This is a genomic window from Nostoc sp., from assembly GCF_036917435.1.
Lineage (GTDB): Bacteria > Cyanobacteriota > Cyanobacteriia > Cyanobacteriales > Nostocaceae > Nostoc.
Genome location: NZ_JBALDM010000034.1, coordinates 46898 through 63742, shown reverse-complemented (window position 1 = coordinate 63742; position 16845 = coordinate 46898). Strand labels below are relative to the sequence as shown.

Annotated in this window: 14 protein-coding genes; 7 read left to right on the top strand and 7 right to left on the bottom strand. The window is 40.3% G+C overall.

The genetic code is table 11. The features are described from left to right. Nucleotides 1–70: 70 nt before the first annotated feature. The gene (gene aroH / locus V7K98_RS16320; protein ID WP_335023551.1) at nucleotides 71–484 is read left to right on the top strand and encodes a chorismate mutase; all 414 of its coding nucleotides are present in this window, start codon (nucleotides 71–73) and stop codon (nucleotides 482–484) included. A 277-nt stretch (nucleotides 485–761) separates the two neighbouring features. Here aroH and V7K98_RS16315 read toward each other — a convergent pair whose 3' ends face one another. Next, the gene (locus V7K98_RS16315; RefSeq protein ID WP_335023549.1) at nucleotides 762–1439 is read right to left on the bottom strand and encodes a polysaccharide deacetylase family protein; all 678 of its coding nucleotides are present in this window, start codon (nucleotides 1437–1439) and stop codon (nucleotides 762–764) included. Nucleotides 1440–1697: 258 nt separating this feature from the next. On the opposite strand from V7K98_RS16315, the gene V7K98_RS16310 reads away from it, so the two are divergent. After that, nucleotides 1698–2522: an Rpn family recombination-promoting nuclease/putative transposase gene (locus V7K98_RS16310; RefSeq protein ID WP_335023547.1), complete on the top strand. Its 825-nt coding sequence runs from the start codon at nucleotides 1698–1700 to the stop codon at nucleotides 2520–2522. A gap of 380 nt (nucleotides 2523–2902) precedes the next feature. Further along, nucleotides 2903–3127 carry a hypothetical protein gene (locus V7K98_RS16305; RefSeq protein WP_335023545.1) on the top strand — a complete coding sequence of 75 codons (225 nt, stop codon included), beginning with the start codon at nucleotides 2903–2905 and terminating at the stop codon, nucleotides 3125–3127. A gap of 205 nt (nucleotides 3128–3332) precedes the next feature. Here V7K98_RS16305 and V7K98_RS16300 read toward each other — a convergent pair whose 3' ends face one another. Genes V7K98_RS16300 through V7K98_RS16290 form a run of 3 tightly spaced genes read right to left on the bottom strand, consistent with a single transcriptional unit; the run spans nucleotide 3333 to nucleotide 8785 of the window. Continuing rightward, entirely contained in the window at nucleotides 3333–5606 is a 2274-nt protein-coding gene (locus tag V7K98_RS16300) for a dynamin family protein (RefSeq protein WP_335023543.1), read from the bottom strand. 11 nt (nucleotides 5607–5617) lie between these two features. After that, the gene (locus V7K98_RS16295; protein ID WP_335023541.1) at nucleotides 5618–6370 is read right to left on the bottom strand and encodes a hypothetical protein; all 753 of its coding nucleotides are present in this window, start codon (nucleotides 6368–6370) and stop codon (nucleotides 5618–5620) included. Nucleotides 6371–6376: 6 nt separating this feature from the next. Continuing rightward, the gene (locus tag V7K98_RS16290) at nucleotides 6377–8785 is read right to left on the bottom strand and encodes a dynamin family protein (protein ID WP_335023539.1); all 2409 of its coding nucleotides are present in this window, start codon (nucleotides 8783–8785) and stop codon (nucleotides 6377–6379) included. 210 nt (nucleotides 8786–8995) lie between these two features. On the opposite strand from V7K98_RS16290, the gene V7K98_RS16285 reads away from it, so the two are divergent. Then, nucleotides 8996–9943, top strand: a complete 948-nt coding sequence (locus tag V7K98_RS16285) for an aldo/keto reductase (protein ID WP_335023537.1) — start codon at nucleotides 8996–8998, stop codon at nucleotides 9941–9943. 10 nt (nucleotides 9944–9953) lie between these two features. On the opposite strand, the gene V7K98_RS16280 is transcribed toward V7K98_RS16285, so the two are convergent. From V7K98_RS16280 to rimO, 3 genes are all read right to left on the bottom strand, one after another. Further along, nucleotides 9954–10532: a Uma2 family endonuclease gene (locus tag V7K98_RS16280; RefSeq protein ID WP_335023535.1), complete on the bottom strand. Its 579-nt coding sequence runs from the start codon at nucleotides 10530–10532 to the stop codon at nucleotides 9954–9956. Nucleotides 10533–10709: 177 nt separating this feature from the next. Next, on the bottom strand, nucleotides 10710–12236 hold the full coding sequence (locus tag V7K98_RS16275; protein ID WP_335023533.1) for a DEAD/DEAH box helicase: 1527 nt from the start codon (nucleotides 12234–12236) through the stop codon (nucleotides 10710–10712). Between the two features lie 267 nt (nucleotides 12237–12503). After that, nucleotides 12504–13823 carry a 30S ribosomal protein S12 methylthiotransferase RimO gene (gene rimO, locus V7K98_RS16270; protein WP_335023531.1) on the bottom strand — a complete coding sequence of 440 codons (1320 nt, stop codon included), beginning with the start codon at nucleotides 13821–13823 and terminating at the stop codon, nucleotides 12504–12506. Nucleotides 13824–14499: 676 nt separating this feature from the next. Between rimO and btpA the strand changes: the two genes are divergently transcribed. The 3 genes from btpA to V7K98_RS16255 are packed head-to-tail and all read left to right on the top strand — an operon-like array spanning nucleotide 14500 to nucleotide 16537. Then, the gene (gene btpA, locus V7K98_RS16265; RefSeq protein WP_335023529.1) at nucleotides 14500–15348 is read left to right on the top strand and encodes a photosystem I biogenesis protein BtpA; all 849 of its coding nucleotides are present in this window, start codon (nucleotides 14500–14502) and stop codon (nucleotides 15346–15348) included. A 21-nt stretch (nucleotides 15349–15369) separates the two neighbouring features. Continuing rightward, entirely contained in the window at nucleotides 15370–15540 is a 171-nt protein-coding gene (locus V7K98_RS16260; RefSeq protein ID WP_335023527.1) for a hypothetical protein, read from the top strand. Between the two features lie 13 nt (nucleotides 15541–15553). Then, nucleotides 15554–16537, top strand: a complete 984-nt coding sequence (locus V7K98_RS16255) for a vitamin K epoxide reductase family protein (protein WP_335023525.1) — start codon at nucleotides 15554–15556, stop codon at nucleotides 16535–16537. The last annotated feature ends 308 nt before the right edge of the window (nucleotides 16538–16845 follow it).

Here is a 16845-nt window from a genome sequence, read left to right as displayed (position 1 = left end):
CAGAGTCAAATGACCAATGACCAATGACTAATGACTAATGACTAATGACTAAATTAAGGAGGATTTTGGCGTGGAGTGGCAAATGCGGGCTATTCGTGGAGCAACAACCGTTTCCGAAAATACTGTTGAGGCAATCAGAGACGTAGTGACAGAACTACTGGATGAACTAGAAAATCGGAATGAATTTCAGCCGACTGACATGATTAGTGTGACTTTCTCAGTGACACGCGACTTGGATGTGATTTTTCCAGCTGCGATCGCCAGAGCGCGACCAGGTTGGGATAATGTGGCTATGTTAGATGTGCAACAAATGCACGTTGAAGGTAGCTTACAGCGCTGTATTAGGTTCTTAATTCACGCTTATCTGCCAGCCTCCGCCTCAATTCATCATATCTATTTACGCAACGCCGCTACCTTGCGTCCCGACTGGAGTTTACCTCAGCCTTTACAGACATCACAGCCAGCAGTTAAGTCAAAAGTGTAAATTATTTCAGAAAATTTATATAAAAGGGAACAGGGAAAACTAGGTCGCCCACAAGGAGCGATAGTTCGAGCTACCCTGCAATACAAAATTTTTCGACTATAGCGGTTCTCAATTGCATGAAATACAGACCTAACCCCCAGCCCCTTCCCTTGTAGGGAAGGGGAGCAAGATTCAAAGCCTCTCTCCGTCTCGGGGAGAGGTTTGTAGAGGGGTCTTTAGTATACTTTGCGACTTTTCAAACAACCTCTGAGACTAAGAGCCTAAAAATCTCAACACTTTAATTAGTCTTAGCTTGATGCCACAGAGTATCAACATTTACAAACTCATATCCTTGTTGTAACAGTTGTGGAATGAGAATTTGAATTATGGCAGCAACATCTTGTCCACCGCAAACACCATCATGCAAGACAATCAGGGAACCATTTTTTACCTGCTGCATAACTCGCTCTACTACAGTGTTGACACCTGGTCGCACCCAGTCTTCTGGTACAACGCTCCACATAACTGGGCGATAATTCCACTGCAAAAACAATTTTAAAGTAGCAGGTGTAAAAAAACCATTGGGAGGACGGACATCTCGCACTTGTTCGGGTTGGAGATTGCAAGCATTGTAGATAGCAGCTTGGGTTTTTTCTAAACTATCCTTCAGGTCATTTGGGGAAAGTAGGGGAAAAGAGCGATGATCGTAGCCATGCAATCCGATCCAGTGTCCGCGATCGCTAACAGCTTTGGCGATCGCTGGTGAACGGTTAACGCAAACACCCAACCAAAAAAAACTGGCTGTAATCTGATAATGGTCTAACACTGCCAAAACTTCGGGTGTGTATTGAGGATGTGGCCCATCATCAAAGGTCAGTGCGATCGCTTTAGTATGAGGATTTCCACGCCAAAGGCAATTGGGAAAACTCGGTTGAAGAATACGATAAACAATTGGGAACAGGGGAGCTAGTTGCATTTGCGTTTATCTACTGCTAAGAAATTTTTGTAGGTGTTGCTTGCGAATTCGTTTTGAGATTGTTAATTCTGATAAACGTGCTATTTTTAACAATGCTCCAAAGTGCCAATGCTCAAACCTTCTTTTGCTGGAACTGGCTCAATAACCAAGCTCCAACTTCAGATTGATTTCACGACTACGGCGTAAGGCTTCCTCTAAAATTGCGATGTCTACGACGGGCTACGCCTACACATCACAAGAGAATTTTAGGATGAAATAGTGAAACGAGATTCCATTTACTATCAAATTTTTAAGCGCTTTCCTGCTTTACTCTTTGAACTGGTTGATAATCCTCCCCTTCAGGGGCAAAACTATCGATTTGAATCAGTTGAAGTCAAAGAAACCGCTTTTCGGATGGATGGTGTGTTTTTACCTCCAGAGAATGCAACATCCAGAGCAATCTTTTTTGCTGAAGTTCAATTTCAAAGAGATGAAGCCCTGTATCATCGGTTCTTTACCGAGTCGCTGATGTACCTGAACCGGAATCGTTCTCAGTACGATGACTGGTTCTGTGTGGTAATTTTTTCATCACGCTCTCTGGAACCAAGCGATCAAAAAACTCATCGAATATTTCTCCGCAGCGACCAAGTGCAGCGAATCTATTTAGATGAGTTAGGCGCGACTAATCAGCAGCCAATAGGTATCAACTTGATGCAGTTGACTCTAGCATCGGGTGAAGTAATGGCGGAGCAAGCAAAGCAATTGATTGAGCGAGTAAAATTAGAAGAAACGGACACACTGGCGAAAAACGAAATATTAGACATCATAACCACGATCGCCGTTTATAAGTTTTCGACCTTGAGTAGAGAGGAAGTTGAAGCTATGCTGGGATTGACTTTAGAGCAAACAAGGGTTTATCAGGAAGCGAAAGCCGAGGGTCGAGAAGAAGGTCGAGAAGAAGGTCGGGAAGAAGGTCGAGAAGAACAGAAAGCTGAAATGTTAAAACTTACTGTGCCTCTGTTACTAAGAACAGGGATGAGTGTGGAGCAGATTGCTCAACACCTCAATGTTGATATACAAGCTGTCCAGATCGCCGCCCAGTAAAACACATAGAATGGTCATTTCATGTCTGTTGTCATATTTTTGCAAAATGAGGAGAGCTTGATTAAAATCCTCAATTGCCTTTTTATGGTTTTTAGAGCGATCGCGCCAAAGCGTCTCGTTTTGGATGCAGTCCCCCTGATTGCCTTCTAACCTCATAGAGGCAAAAACAGCACTAAAAAAGATTTTATAGTAAACCTAATAGTAATATTTACTGAAGTTATCGTACTACGTTGTAACTTTATCGGACGGAATCAAGCCACATAAAAATATAAATATTTGTGGTTTTAACTACGCTATTACATTGAATTAGTAAGATAAACTTGCCGTATGTATGTCATCAAACTACTTACGTTCATCTAGTAACAAAAAAGGCATAAGCAATGACTAAAGAACCAGTCAAAGTAATATTATGGGAAGAAAATCAAAAAGATTTTCTAAAAAAGTTTTATGATCTCCAATTTACTCCCAGAGTAGGAGAGGAAGTTTACCTAAAAAAAGAGAAATGGAAAGTAACCAGAGTTGAGCATGATGTAGAAATTAGTGAGATTAATATCTACATGGAATTAATCAAAAAAGCCAAGCAGGATAAATCATCTAATTCATAAATCAAATTAAATACACTCAATCACAAAGGGGAGGTAAATAACCTCCCTTAATTTTTAAAATAGCAATATACTTTGCGATTAGAAACCACGGTTCATGTTGCACAAAAAGAAAGTTCGCGTAGGCTGACTCCACGAATTTGAAACCTACAGATGTGGGTTTTGTCTATATATCTGTGAATGACCTTCGCCAGGGCTTTTTTACTTTTTACAAACGAGTTCTTTTTAATGCAATAGATAACTGGCGTAATCGTTCGCTAACTTCTAGATTTGACTCTTGTGACTTTAAACTATAGGGTATTTCAGCCAATAAAAGTGGATTTTCTTGCAACCATTCATTAAAAGCTACTCCTGTCCAAGTACCTACTTTATCTCTAAAACTATCAACTAAACCCTTGAGTTCCTGAATACAGAATGATTCAAATCCAGCAGCATCAAAAATTGCATAACGCAAATATTCTTCAAATGCGTTAATATCATTTTCAACTTCAAAAATCACAGCTTCTTTGGGAGGTCTGAGGTCATTATCAACATCTATTGATATTTGTGTTGTTACTCTTGTTATTCCTAGTATTTGTTGACGAATTGCAGGGTTAAAAATTAAATCTGAACCATATCTTACATATCTTTTCAGAACTCTAAAAGCGGGTTCGTCACCACTATAGTAGTTATCAATAATTTCAATATCTACTCCCAGGCTTTTGATTATTTTATTACGAGTATCACTGTTAACCGGCCCACGAATTAGTGCTTCTGCCACTGGGCGTGCAAATCGTAAAAATAATACGCTTAAACTATTTTCTAGTTTAGATAAAAAATAATCCTCTGAATTTTCAATTAGTCTGGCTTTTACTTGATTACTTCCCCATAATAAACTTGTCATATATTCAACTAAGTTTAATGCTTCACCCTTTAGCTCTAAAGCAAGTTGATGGGCTATTGAAGATAAAAGTTTACTAATATCAGCATACAAGTCATCACGCCAAGCAAAGTTAGCTTTCATGCGGTCAAACTCTGGATTTGAGTTAGCAAGAAAAATAGTATCTTTCTTTCTAAATGTTTCCTCCCTTAGTTGATTTATTTCGTTGTCAACGATTTGTAGATATCGTTCTCGAAATTTTTCTATTTGGGTTAAGGAGTTAGCCGCTAAACTATCTAATGGTTTATTGACAACAGAGAATTCATAGTATTTTTGTAAGTCCGCTTTAATGTTTTCCCATTTTCGATTCCACCATTCTGTAAATAAAACTCGCCTATTGTTTTCTTCAAATAGCTTTGCTTCTTCAGGATTTTCTGGATATTTTTTACTTACTATGCTATAAATATTTTCAGAATTACTTATAATTTTACTTATAGAAGTCTCACACCTTTTCTTTAAGACAGATACACGTTCAGTATTAATATAGTTAAATATTTTATCTTTTATTTCTGGAATGCCAGTGCCATTTTTATTTAGACTTTCTTCATCAGAGATTCTAGTTAATCTCTTCAACTGAGCTTGGATGTTACCTGCATCCCCAATCTCTGATTTAGTCTGTTCTCCAGCTAAACCATTCAAAATGAGATATGCTCCTGCTGAACCATGTACAATGCGATCGCGTGGAAGTTTTGCACGTCTTTCCCAGTCTTGAGATGCTTCTTCAATATGTGTTGTAAGCGCCTCTGCACTACCTATGGAATCAATTCGGCTTAAAAACACAAAAAGCTTGTCAGCAACCGTGACGTTTTTATCGCCAAGTTCTGTAAATTTTATTATTTCCAGTTCTTTCTCTCTAAGGCTAGTAAAACGCTGTACCAATATCACAGCATCACAGTCTGACAGCATTTCTTGTGCTTCGTCAACGTGCTTTGCTAAACCTGAATCCAAACCCGGAACATCATAAAAAACGATACCTTCAGCTTGAGCTAGTTTGTTAGTATAAAGCCTAGCTTCTAAAACAGCATGAGCATATCTTTCGTCTGCTACATACTTTTTTAGTGGTTCTCTAATATCTTCCAGTCTAGTAAATGGAAAAGTAAGATTACCTTCTCTTCTCACCTGTTGTAAAGTTCTTTCGTTTGCTCGGATAGTTTTGAAATCTTCCGCTTCTTTTTCAAGTTCTTTTAGTAAGTTGATAAACTCATCTTCGGTTCTCGCTTGTACTTCAAGTCTTTGTTCAGATTCATTATCAACTGAATAAATTTGTGTTGTTGTAAATGTACATCTTCCTCCTTTCGCTGGGAGTAAATCACATTCTAACCAAGCATTAATAAAAGTGCTTTTTCCTGCTTTCTCTAAACCCACAACAGCAATACGAAACTCTCGTTTTTTCAGTCTTTCAAGTTGACGACGAGTTGGTTCTGCTTCTTGCAAAAGTACCTCTTTTAATTGATGAGGAACTTCAGCTTGAGGTAGCATAGCCAAATTAACCGCGTGTCGTTGCACATTTAGAGCATCGCTAAGACGAGTCTCATAGTAAGAAGAAGCTGTTTGCCAATCCATTTGTAGATTCCTTAAACGCGATTAAATTTTTCTAACCCAGATAGATTCTTGAGACAAGCTAATTGTTTAACAGCGTACTGCTTATTATTTTGTAAATTAGTCTTTAAATAATAAGGCATCTTTTTATCAATCAGATTTCGTCCATCATCAATATTTATTCTGATATAAACTTCTCGTTTACTATCAGGTGGAATATACTCATCTGTAATTTCTAAAAGCTGCTCATTTGAGTCAGCAGCTTTGATATGAGTGCATAAGAAATACGATGCACTATCTATGAGATTTGTTAGATCATTAACACTTAAATTTGAAGCATTTTTAAAGTTGCTGGCTATTGATGCTGGAATTATAAGACATAATGCGGCAGGAATTGGAGGTGGAGGAGCAGATTGTGGCTTCGTTGCTTCAACGCTTTCTGTCTGGCCTTTTTGGCGCTGCTTGAGATATTGGACAGATAAGTATAATCCAATTAATGTAAAAGCTGTTACTAAAATCCATTTCATTTTTTCTTTTTCCTTTTCTTCGTTGTCCTTATTCTTAAGATAATTTTCAGGTGGATTATTTATTAATCTCTGTAGAATTTTCTGGTCTTCATCTAGATGACCATTTTCTTTAATATCGTAATCATTAGATATTTCTTTTGCTAGCTCTTCTCCTCGCACCATAAGTATTACTGTATATAAAACACCTCGCTTTTGATATTTTATTTTCTCATATACCTGTTCAAAAATTTGATCGTATTGCTTGAACTTCTCATTTCCCACGATATTTTAAGACTCCTCTTTTAAGAATATTCCCAATCTAGAAAATTCTTCTCCAAGATCGTGAGCTTTTTGTTGCATTGGTTGCCAAACGTTTCTTTGCTTTTCATAATCTAAGATAATTTCTTGATTAGCTTTATCAAGCCTAGCTTGATAACGGTCAATAATCTCATTCTGAATTTTGTCTACATTTTTTTTTAGACAATCAATTTGTTCTATTAACCAACGCGCAATTTGATTGACTATTTTTAATTCTTCCTCTTTTGACTGAAGTAGCCAACCTGTGAGTAAATCTTCTACACTGGGAATTTTAGCGTTATCGCTAGAACGTGTTTGATATTCAGTTTCATAAATGGTCTTTTTAAATAGAAACAATGTATACCAAGTTCTTTTATCTCTTGCAACCTGTATTGCTTCCTTCCAAGTGCCTTGGTTAATAGGAAAACCTGCTTGAAAACGAAAGTTAAATGTGGGTTGACTCTCAACTTTACTGAGTTGGGATTCAGGAAATTTGATTGCTATATTAGGTGCAATATCATTTGCTCCCTTTTCGATATGAGATAAATGGCAATTAAAAAGTTCTAGCACTGCCTGATACATTCTACTTAATTCTTGATTAGAAATTTGCTTTAATACATCCTCCATCACAATATTCAAATGAATAGCTAATTCATTTAACTCTTCATTTATTTGTTTAAGTTTATTTTTATCTGCCTCTGTTCGTGCTTCCATTGTTTTACCTTCTTTAGCAATGGAAGCTGTGTAGCCTAAATTCACTAGTCGGTTTAAATTTCTTGCTAGCAAATTGACATTTAAAGTATTTGCTTTTTTCAAATTCGGACTGTCTAAGTCTACCCTTCCACTTTCTAAGGATTTTGCAACTGATTCCAGTACTTGGTTTATCCCCTGGCCTAATTCCCGTCGCCATCCATAAAGTGGAAATAATTTTTCTCCTAATAAGTTATAAGGTTCTACATTCTTGAGTTCCACAATTGTTGATTCGAGATATAGCACAGGATCATCTTCTGATTCTTCTGCTATAACTTGTTTAATTTTTTTATCTATTCTTTCAAAAGGTTCTCTTAAATTTTTATCACTAATTTCAAGGAAACGCTCAATTGCTGACCTAATGTATAAAATTTTCTCGCATTCTTGTTGATAGCATTCTTTAGAACTATTAAGAATAGCTGTCGTTGTTTGTGTTGCCCATTCTGTTATGGCATTTCCTGCGGTAACATTAAAACTTTCTATAATTTGCGGTATTACTAATTGTGGAAAGTTCTTAGTAATATGCTCTTTTAAATTATGCTGGAATTCTTCAGCATAAGATTTTTGCCATAATGCCTCAGCAACCCTGTTTCTGTCATGCCTAGACCATTTTTGTGTGTTTCGTGGCAAGTCTTCTAATATATTTTCGATTAATCCATTAAAATTGTTATCTGCTTTTTTACACGCATCAACACTATAGATATCATCATTATTTTGTATCTGAAGAGATAAGAGAGCAGGCCATGTACTAAGTTTTACTACTTGTAAATTCTCAATAGCTTCTGTATATTCTTTTAATTGTTCAGTTAATTCGTTTTTAATATCACGTCTAGCTTTTTCAACAAAACGATTTTCTGTTTCTGGCCAGTTTCTATCTGCTCGAAAAACGTCAATCCGATTAAGGACAAAAAGCATCCGCGCAGGAGAACCACCTAAATCTTTTACCTGCTGTACAACTTCTTGCAACAAACTTTTTACTTTCTGTGAATCAGTTTCGGCACTATTATATGTCACTATACATAAAGCTTCACGACACTGTTTAATGACATTGGCGTTACCTTCATCACCCACATACGCTAAACCAGGTAAATCCAAAATTCTTACCCTTGTGCTGTGTGGTAGTTCCAACTGAGATTCTTTTAAAAGCCTGAAGGGGTAAAAGATTGTAGATTGTGGACAAGCTAAATTCGGTTGTTTTTCTCTGTTTTCGATATAACTTATCATCGCTTGGTACAGACGCTGATAAATCTTCTCTTCAGTAATGTCTCTCCATTCCCCACATTCCCACAATGCTCCTGGTGTTTCATGGATAATGAGAGACTTTTCATTACTGTACTCAATAGTGACTGCCCCAGCACTCATCTCGCTGACTGCGACGGGGACAATTTCGGCTCCGCATAGTAAATTCACGAGAGTGCTTTTGCCACTACTAGTAGTTCCTGTAGTTGCAAGGGTGAGAGTAGGATTGCGAAGTTCATCAACCAGTTTGGTTAAAGCTTCGTCTAATTTACTGGAGAGTTCTTGCATCTCCGGCTGATATGTATCTGGTAAATGCTCAGAAATTTCTGTGTAAAAGTTATTCCAGTATTTACCAAGGAGTTTCGCTTTTACTTCTACATCTTCAAATACTTTGTATACTTTGTTGCTCATGCTTATGTGTTTGTGCTGTGTTCGTCCCATTATAAGCAATCAAAATAATTAATGTGCTTTTATACATTAATTTTTCTAGAATATTACGTAAGAAGAAGACTAACCGCGATCGCACCCTAAATAGACTACATCAACTTCCCCACACCTAATTTTGTCTGTAACGATACACTATAAAAGTAAAGAAATGTAAATAAATTAAATTTTGCAACCGTGGAAAACATCACATTGGGGCAAAATGGCCCAGTTGTTACACCTTTGTGCATAGGCACTTGGGCTTGGGGTGATAAACTATTTTGGAGTTATGGCGATCGCTACGGCGCAGAACAGTTACAAGAAGCCTTTACAGCAGCCTTAGAAGCTGGTATTACCTTCTTTGATACTGCCGAAGTCTACGGAATGGGACTATCAGAGAAATTTTTGGGGCAATTTATCCAACAGACACAACAACCTGTACAAATCGCTACAAAATTTGGCCCCGTACCGTGGCGATTTACAGCCCAATCCGTCTCTGATGCTCTAATTGCAAGCCTTAAACGCTTGCAATTAGAGCGAATTGCCCTGTATCAAGTGCATTGGCCTTTTGCCTTCTTTTTAAGCCAAGAAACTTTGATGAATGCCCTAGCCGATGAAGTGAAGCTCGGCAGAATTGCTACAGTCGGTGTAAGTAATTACTCGGCAGAGCAAATGCGAGACGCGCATCAAATATTGGCGGCTCGTGGAGTGCCTTTGGCTGTGAACCAAGTCCGTTACTCTTTACTCAGTCGCCAAGTTGAAAGCCAAGGTATTATTACAACTGCGCGTGAGTTGGGTGTAACTATTTTGGCATATAGTCCCTTAGCTCAGGGATTACTCACAGGTAAATACAGTATTGATAATGCTGAAACCCCCACTGGTGCGAGAAAAATAGACCCGCGATTTAAGAAAGAAGGTCTGCAAAAAATTGCCCCAGTCATATCTTTGCTACGCAAATTCGGGGAAAAATACGATCGCACCCCCGCCCAAGTTGCTCTCAATTGGTTAATTGCTCAGGGGAACGTTATTCCCATTGCTGGGGTGAAGACAGCCGAACAAGTGCGCCAGAATGCTGGTGCTTTGGGCTGGAAATTGAGCGACGATGAAGTTGGAGAGTTAGAACTAGTTAGTCGTCTTTGGCTATAGTATTTCTGAACTACTCAAACACAGGAGGCCAAATTTCTGACACTACTAGCTCCCAACCTGGTAATAAGTCTGGTAGTGTCAGTTTATCGTTATCCTGCAAAATTATTGGTTCTTGGTTGAGTCGATAAACTGTGAGTGTTAATTTGTCAGGATCAATCAAGATACCAACAGTAGATCCGAGTTGTAAAAATAGCTGAATCTTTTCTACAAGTGGTTTAATTCGGTCTGACTTAGATTTTATCTCTACCATCAAGTCAGGTACGAGTTCCACAAAGTCGCGCTTGCTTATTTTAAGTCTATCAGCACGAACAAAAGACACATCGGGAGCGCGGAGATTTCGTTTTTCGTTATCAGCTTCTTTCCCGTTTTCAGTTTCTAATGTAGGCAAAATGAAACCAGCGCTAGAACCTGTTACCCGTCCTAGTCTTTGTGGGCGCACCCAGTTGCCGAGTAATCTAACTAACTCAGCACCAATTTCCTCTGACTCATAATCTGATGGCCCCATAACAACTATATTTCCGTCTACCAGCTCCATTTGCAATTCTGGATGCTCTGCTTGTAGTTGCTCTAAGTCTGGGATAGTGAACATAAGACCACGAAGAATGCATCTTTAATTTATTTTCCTACAAATGGGTAGAAAAAGTTACCCAAAAAGCCAAAAAGTCAAGAGCCAAAGTCAAAATTCTGACTCTTAACTCTCAACTCTCCAATTTTACATTTGGATTTTGGATTGAAGAAAAATCTAAAATCCAAAATTCATTTTTGACTAAGAAGCTGATTCTCTAGCTGTAGGTGAACCTATCTTTTTACTAGGGGATGCAGAAGACTCTTGCCCACTTGTCCGCAGTTTTGGCTTGGGAGAAGAATGTCTTTCTTCGTTGCTATCTGATTTCCACGCAGAACGGGGGCGATCGCTAGAAGATGATTCACGACGCTTGCCCAATCTTGGTTTGGGAGAAGAAGATTCTTCTTGAGGAATTTCTACGTCTGAGTTCAACCAAGCAGGACGAGTTTGATCGTAAGCAATTTGCAATGCTGCTGCGGCGATCGCTTGAGCATCGTATTCTTCAATCAATTCGCTGACAATTGGCAAGAATGAAGCCAAACGCTCACCTGTCAAAGCTTCCCGCACTAGTTCTTGCAATTTCAGAATGTGTTTTGCTTCAATTTGGGCGCGTGTAGGAATGGTCAGCACTTGCCAGCTTTGGCGGTTATGACGTTCAAATGTTTGCTGTTTGCGCCGCTCAAATGGTTGTACTAAAGAAATTGCTGTTCCTTCTTTACCAGCACGACCAGTCCGACCAATACGATGAACGTAGGTTTCTACGCTATCGGGTAAGTCGAAGTTGATTACGTGGGAGAGTTGATCGACATCTAACCCTCGTGCTGCAATATCAGTTGCTACCACCCAACGAACTTGACGGTTACGGAATCTGATCAATAACCGTTCCCGCGCTTGTTGTGACAAGTCACCGTGGTATTCATCAACACTGTGACCAGCGCCTTGTAATTGACTGGTAAGTTCTGCGGCGGTGCGTCTGGTGCGAACAAAGATTAAAGCTGTTTCTGGATCTTCCATTTCCAGAATCGGCTGTAATGCTTTGGCTTTTGTCCAGTGGCGGGGAATCAAGTAAGCTACTTGATTAATCTTGTTGGGAGCAGCTTTTGGTTGCTCAACGGTGACAGTTGCAGGCGATCGCAAGAACTTGTTCACCAACATCCGAATTGATGGGGGCATTGTTGCCGAGAATAAAGCTGTTTGGCGGTCTACGGGCGCTTGCGAAAGGATTTTCACCACATCGTCAATAAAGCCCATGCTCAACATTTCATCAGCTTCATCCAACACAAACCACTTCACTTGATCGAGCTTTAAACAGCCGCGATCGAGTAAATCGATCACCCGTCCGGGAGTACCCACCACCATGTGAACGCCACGTCTGAGTTGTAACATTTGGCGGTCAATTGATTGACCACCATAGATTGCTAACACCCGCAATCCTTCATCGCCGATGAATTGGGCGATCGCATCGTGAACCTGCATTGCTAATTCACGAGTTGGTGTTAAAACTATGGCTTGTACGGCTTTTTGATTAATATCTAGCCGCTCTAAAATAGGCAGTGAAAATGCTGCTGTTTTGCCTGTTCCAGTTTGAGACTGACCGACTACATCACGACCACCTAGCAATTGGGGAATCGCTTGGATTTGAATGTTAGTTGGTTCAGTAAAACCGATTTTTTCTAGTTTTTCGACACGTTGTTGAGAAATACCTAATTCTTGGAATGAAAGAGTCATTAATTCGTCCTAAATTTTATCTAAGGATTTTGGATTAGTCATTTAGTCATTAGTTATTAGTCATTAGTCATTAGTCGTTAGTCATTAGTGAGCCAAGAGTGACGGCGTAGCCTCAACTCTTAAAGAGGCTATGGCAAGTCCGCCAGCGTTTCAGGTAAACCCTCATGAAAACTGCTATTAATGCAGCATTGACCTTAGTATAAGGATGAATCTGTAAGGGTCATTTAACAAAGGACAAAAGACAAAGGACAAAGGACAAATGACAATTTAGTTATTGACTACTTGACCATAGAGGTCGTATGTATCAGCGTGGTGAATCGCTACTGGTACGATGGTTCCTAATTTTGCCTGGCCTTTGACATATACCAGACCATCAACCTCTGGGGAAAATCTACCTGAACGACCTATTAGTTCACCACTTTCAGGATTTTCTTGCTCAATCAGGACATCGACTATTTTGCCTACTTCCTGTTGATTTTTCTTTTGAGAAATCGGTTGCTGGAGTTCCATCAGTTGGTATCGGCGATCGTCCATCACTTCTTGGGCCAACTGATTTGGCAGCTTGTAAGCTGGGGTTCCTTCCTCAGAGGAAAAGGTGAACACACCAACATGATCGAATTCATGCCGTTGAACGAACTCTAGTAGATGCTCAAAATGCTCTTCTGTTTCTCCTGGGAAACCAACAATAAATGTTGTCCGCAATACGGCTGTTGGTAGCGCCGTTTTGATGCGATCTATAATCCCATCATTGACGCGCCCTTGCCAAGGACGGTTCATAGCGCGGAGAATATCTGGATCAGAATGCTGCAAAGGCAAATCCAGATAAGGCAAGACGTTTGGTGTTTCTTGAATCGCCGCGATCACATCTGGGGTCAGTCCCGTGGGATAAGCGTAATGCATTCTGATCCACGGTATATCTACTTTCCCCAAAGCGCGAAGTAATTCGGCTAATTTTGGCTTACCGTAAATATCTAAACCGTAATTAGTGGTGATTTGGGAAATTAAAATAATTTCCTTTACCCCTTGACTAACTAACTGCTCCGCTTCGGCGACTATAGATTCAATAGTACGCGATCGCTGGTTCCCTCGAAGATGAGGAATGATACAAAATGCACAACGATAATCACATCCTTCGGCAACCCTAAGGTAAGCTACGCCTTCAGTTGTAGTGCGATAGCGCGGTGTAGTTTCATCGGCAATGTAGGTTGGTTCAATACTAACCTGTTTGACCCGTTCGCCAAGTTCAACCCGCTCAATTACATTAACAATTTTGTGATAATCGCCTGTACCCACCACAGCTACTGCTTCGGGCAACTCCTCCAAAAGTTGTTCTTGGAAGTGTTGCGCCATACAGCCAGTGATTACGATCTTTTTATTTGCCTCTGCCAGTTCTACTAAAGTTCTGACAGATTCTTGCCGGGCTGCTTCAATAAAACTACAAGTATTAACAATAACGTAATCTGCTAACTCTTCATTTGTATCTACACCGTAGCCCGCTTCTACAAGCAGTCCTAGCATGTGTTCTGTATCAATTCGATTTTTCTCGCAGCCCAGGTGAGAAATGGCAATTGTTGGCTTGTCACCCATATTTTGAAAATATCTTCATTTTTTTCTTCTTGATAATCAAACATTCCGGCGCTAACTTCGCTTTTTTGCTATCAGCATCCTCACGAAAATACTACAGTGGCAAATTCCCACTGTTATTAACTGTCCGTGGACTCATAACCCTATCAATAAATAAAAATAGAGGCCATGTTATGATATTCCTATCAATCTGTTCCCCAGGGTAAATTGAAGTGTCTTTGGGTACATTTGACACTTGTAATCTTTTTTAACAATTCGCCTATTGGTATTTTACATTACCTTGGCGTGTGCGTTGTTAATCTACCCATCGGGAAGCCGCCCAAAGGGCTTGTTGTTGAGAAGTCGCTACCCTCCGGGAAATCGACGAAAGCGACTACGCTTGATAAAGCAGTAATGCTACCCTGGCGATTGGCAAGTCCTGCGACTGAGCGCGGACAAGATGCCTAAACCACGGAAACCTGCCTTGCGTCTAGTGAGTGGCAAACTCCTCTTGTAGCCAGGTTTTATCTTAACATATCTTATGGGAGGTTTCACGCCAATTTCCATCTGAGGAAGGAGGCAATAAACCGACTATCATAAAACACATTTGACTAGCTTAATGAAAAGTCAAGAGTCAAGGGTCATACAGTCAATAGTCAAAACATTCTAGACTCTGGACTCCGCGAGGCGGATTAAAGACGTGGACTTATATCAATTATTTAAAACTCGCTCACCGATTATTGGCGTGGTTCACCTGCTACCACTACCTACTTCGCCCCGTTGGGGAGGTAGCCTAAAAGCGGTGATTGACCGAGCCGAGCAAGAAGCCGCAGCCCTTGCAAGCGGAGGGGTTGACGGGCTGATTGTGGAGAATTTTTTCGATGCGCCCTTTACCAAAAACCAAGTAGATCCCGTGGTTGTGAGTGCCATGACAATTGTGGTGCAACGGATACAAAACTTGGTGACTTTGCCTATAGGCTTAAACGTTTTGCGAAACGACGGCAAAAGTGCAATGGCGATCGCTAGCTGTGTACAGGCCCAATTTATCCGCGTCAACGTTCTCACAGGGGTAATGGCAACCGATCAGGGGTTAATTGAGGGAGAAGCCTATCAACTGCTCCGTTATCGACGGGAGTTAGGTAGCGATGTTAAAATCCTGGCCGATGTGTTGGTAAAGCACGCCCGTCCTTTGAGTTCTCCAAATCTCACAGTAGCTGTAAAAGACACCATTGAAAGGGGTTTAGCAGACGGAGTAATTTTGTCTGGTTGGGCTACTGGTAGTCCACCTAACTTAGAAGATTTGGAACTAGCTTGTGATGCAGCATCTGGCACGCCAGTATTCATCGGTAGTGGGGCAAATTGGGAAAATATTGATACATTAATGCAGGCAGCAGATGGTGTAATAGTTTCCAGTTCCCTGAAACGTCACGGACGAATAGAGCAACCAATTGACCCCATTCGCGTCAGTCAATTTGTCGAAGCCGCGCGTCGCAGTTGGAACTCTAAAGTTGAAAGTAAATCAGTAGAACAAGTGAAGTTACATTCTTAAATTGGGAATGGGGCATGGGGCATGGGGCATGGGGCATGGGCAGAAATTAGTAGTACCCAATTCCCAATACTTCTCTGCGAGAGGCTGCGCCAACGAGAACGCTCAGTACAAGTTCCCAATGCCCAATGCCCAATGCCCAATGCCCAATGCCCAATGCCCAATGCCCAATGCCCAATGCCCAATGCCCATTAACTAATAACAATTTATGATTCGCCGTCGTTCTACTCCTTGGATTCATAAATGGTCACGTCCATTGATTGCCGCGATCGCTGGATGTGGTGCGCTGATTACAGGTTATCTCACCATAGAAAAGTTAACAGGAGGCAGTGCAGCTTGTGTGGCAGAGGCTGGTGCTAAGGGCTGTAATGATGTGCTTTCCAGTCCTTGGGCAACGGTTCTTGGTCAGCCATTAGCTTTGTTTGGGTTGTTAGCATACATTAGTATGGTGATATTTGCTTTGGCTCCCTTGGTATTTAACTCAGGGGAAAACAATAGCCGCAAACAATTGGAAAATGGGACGTGGTGGTTGCTGCTGGTGGGTGCGATCGCTATGTCTGTCTTTAGCGGCTACTTAATGTATGTCTTGGCATCTCAAATCAAAGCTATTTGTCCTTACTGTATCGGTTCAGCTTTGTTTTCTGTAAGTCTTTTGGTACTCACAATTATGGGTCGTACTTGGGAGGATATTGGACAAATCTTTTTTACTGCCCTGATTGTGGGGATGGTAACGCTGATTGGGACTTTAGGGGTTTATGCTGGCGTGAATAAATCAGATGTTACATCTGGAACTCCTGGAAAACCCGTGCAAATTACCTTTACTCCCAAGGAAAAACCTAACCCAGCGTTCGGTTGGGAAGTTACCACTACTTCTGGTAATGCCGAAATAGCCTTAGCAAGCCATCTCGCAAAGGTAGGCGCGAAGGAATACAGTGCTTACTGGTGTCCTCACTGCCATGAACAAAAGATGCTTTTTGGTAAAGAAGCCGAGGAAATAATCAACAAAGATGTTAAGATAGAGTGCGCTCCAGATGGACTCAAAGCTCAAACTGAACTTTGTAAATCCGCAAAAATTGAAGGCTTCCCCACTTGGATTATTAGTGGTAAAAGCTATAGCGGAGTCCAAAATTTAGATGAACTAGCAAAAGTTTCTGGTTACACAGGGCCTCGCAACTTCAAGTATTTGAGGTAATTGTTTTCAGGAAGTCTCAGCTAGCTGTGGTTTAGGGGCAATTCATGAATTACCCCTACCTAAATAAACTGCAACTTCACATAGAATTGCTATCAGGAATGAGTACAGTCAACTCAATGAATATAGCAAAGTCTGTTTCCAGTTCGCTTTTTTGTTTTTGGTAATAGATAATAGTTCTTGTCTAATATCCAATAACCAATTTTCCTGCGGCTTCTATCCGCAAGCACCTGAAGCTGAAGGAAATTAATCAAGATTTATAGTTGCTAATAATATAGACAAATGTCCAGATTACTAGTTTGGAAGTTTAA

What these genes read in the sequence shown, in the direction of transcription:
- V7K98_RS16305 (WP_335023545.1), top strand. Translation starts at nt 2,903, where the DNA reads ATGACTAAAGAACCAGTCAAAGTAATATTATGGGAAGAAAATCAAAAA.
- V7K98_RS16315 (WP_335023549.1), bottom strand. Translation starts at nt 1,439, where the DNA reads ATGCAACTAGCTCCCCTGTTCCCAATTGTTTATCGTATTCTTCAACCG.
- V7K98_RS16260 (WP_335023527.1), top strand. Translation starts at nt 15,370, where the DNA reads ATGGGGCATGGGGCATGGGCAGAAATTAGTAGTACCCAATTCCCAATA.
- rimO (WP_335023531.1), bottom strand. Translation starts at nt 13,823, where the DNA reads ATGGGTGACAAGCCAACAATTGCCATTTCTCACCTGGGCTGCGAGAAA.
- V7K98_RS16255 (WP_335023525.1), top strand. Translation starts at nt 15,554, where the DNA reads ATGATTCGCCGTCGTTCTACTCCTTGGATTCATAAATGGTCACGTCCA.
- V7K98_RS16280 (WP_335023535.1), bottom strand. Translation starts at nt 10,532, where the DNA reads ATGTTCACTATCCCAGACTTAGAGCAACTACAAGCAGAGCATCCAGAA.
- V7K98_RS16300 (WP_335023543.1), bottom strand. Translation starts at nt 5,606, where the DNA reads ATGGATTGGCAAACAGCTTCTTCTTACTATGAGACTCGTCTTAGCGAT.
- V7K98_RS16290 (WP_335023539.1), bottom strand. Translation starts at nt 8,785, where the DNA reads ATGAGCAACAAAGTATACAAAGTATTTGAAGATGTAGAAGTAAAAGCG.
- V7K98_RS16275 (WP_335023533.1), bottom strand. Translation starts at nt 12,236, where the DNA reads ATGACTCTTTCATTCCAAGAATTAGGTATTTCTCAACAACGTGTCGAA.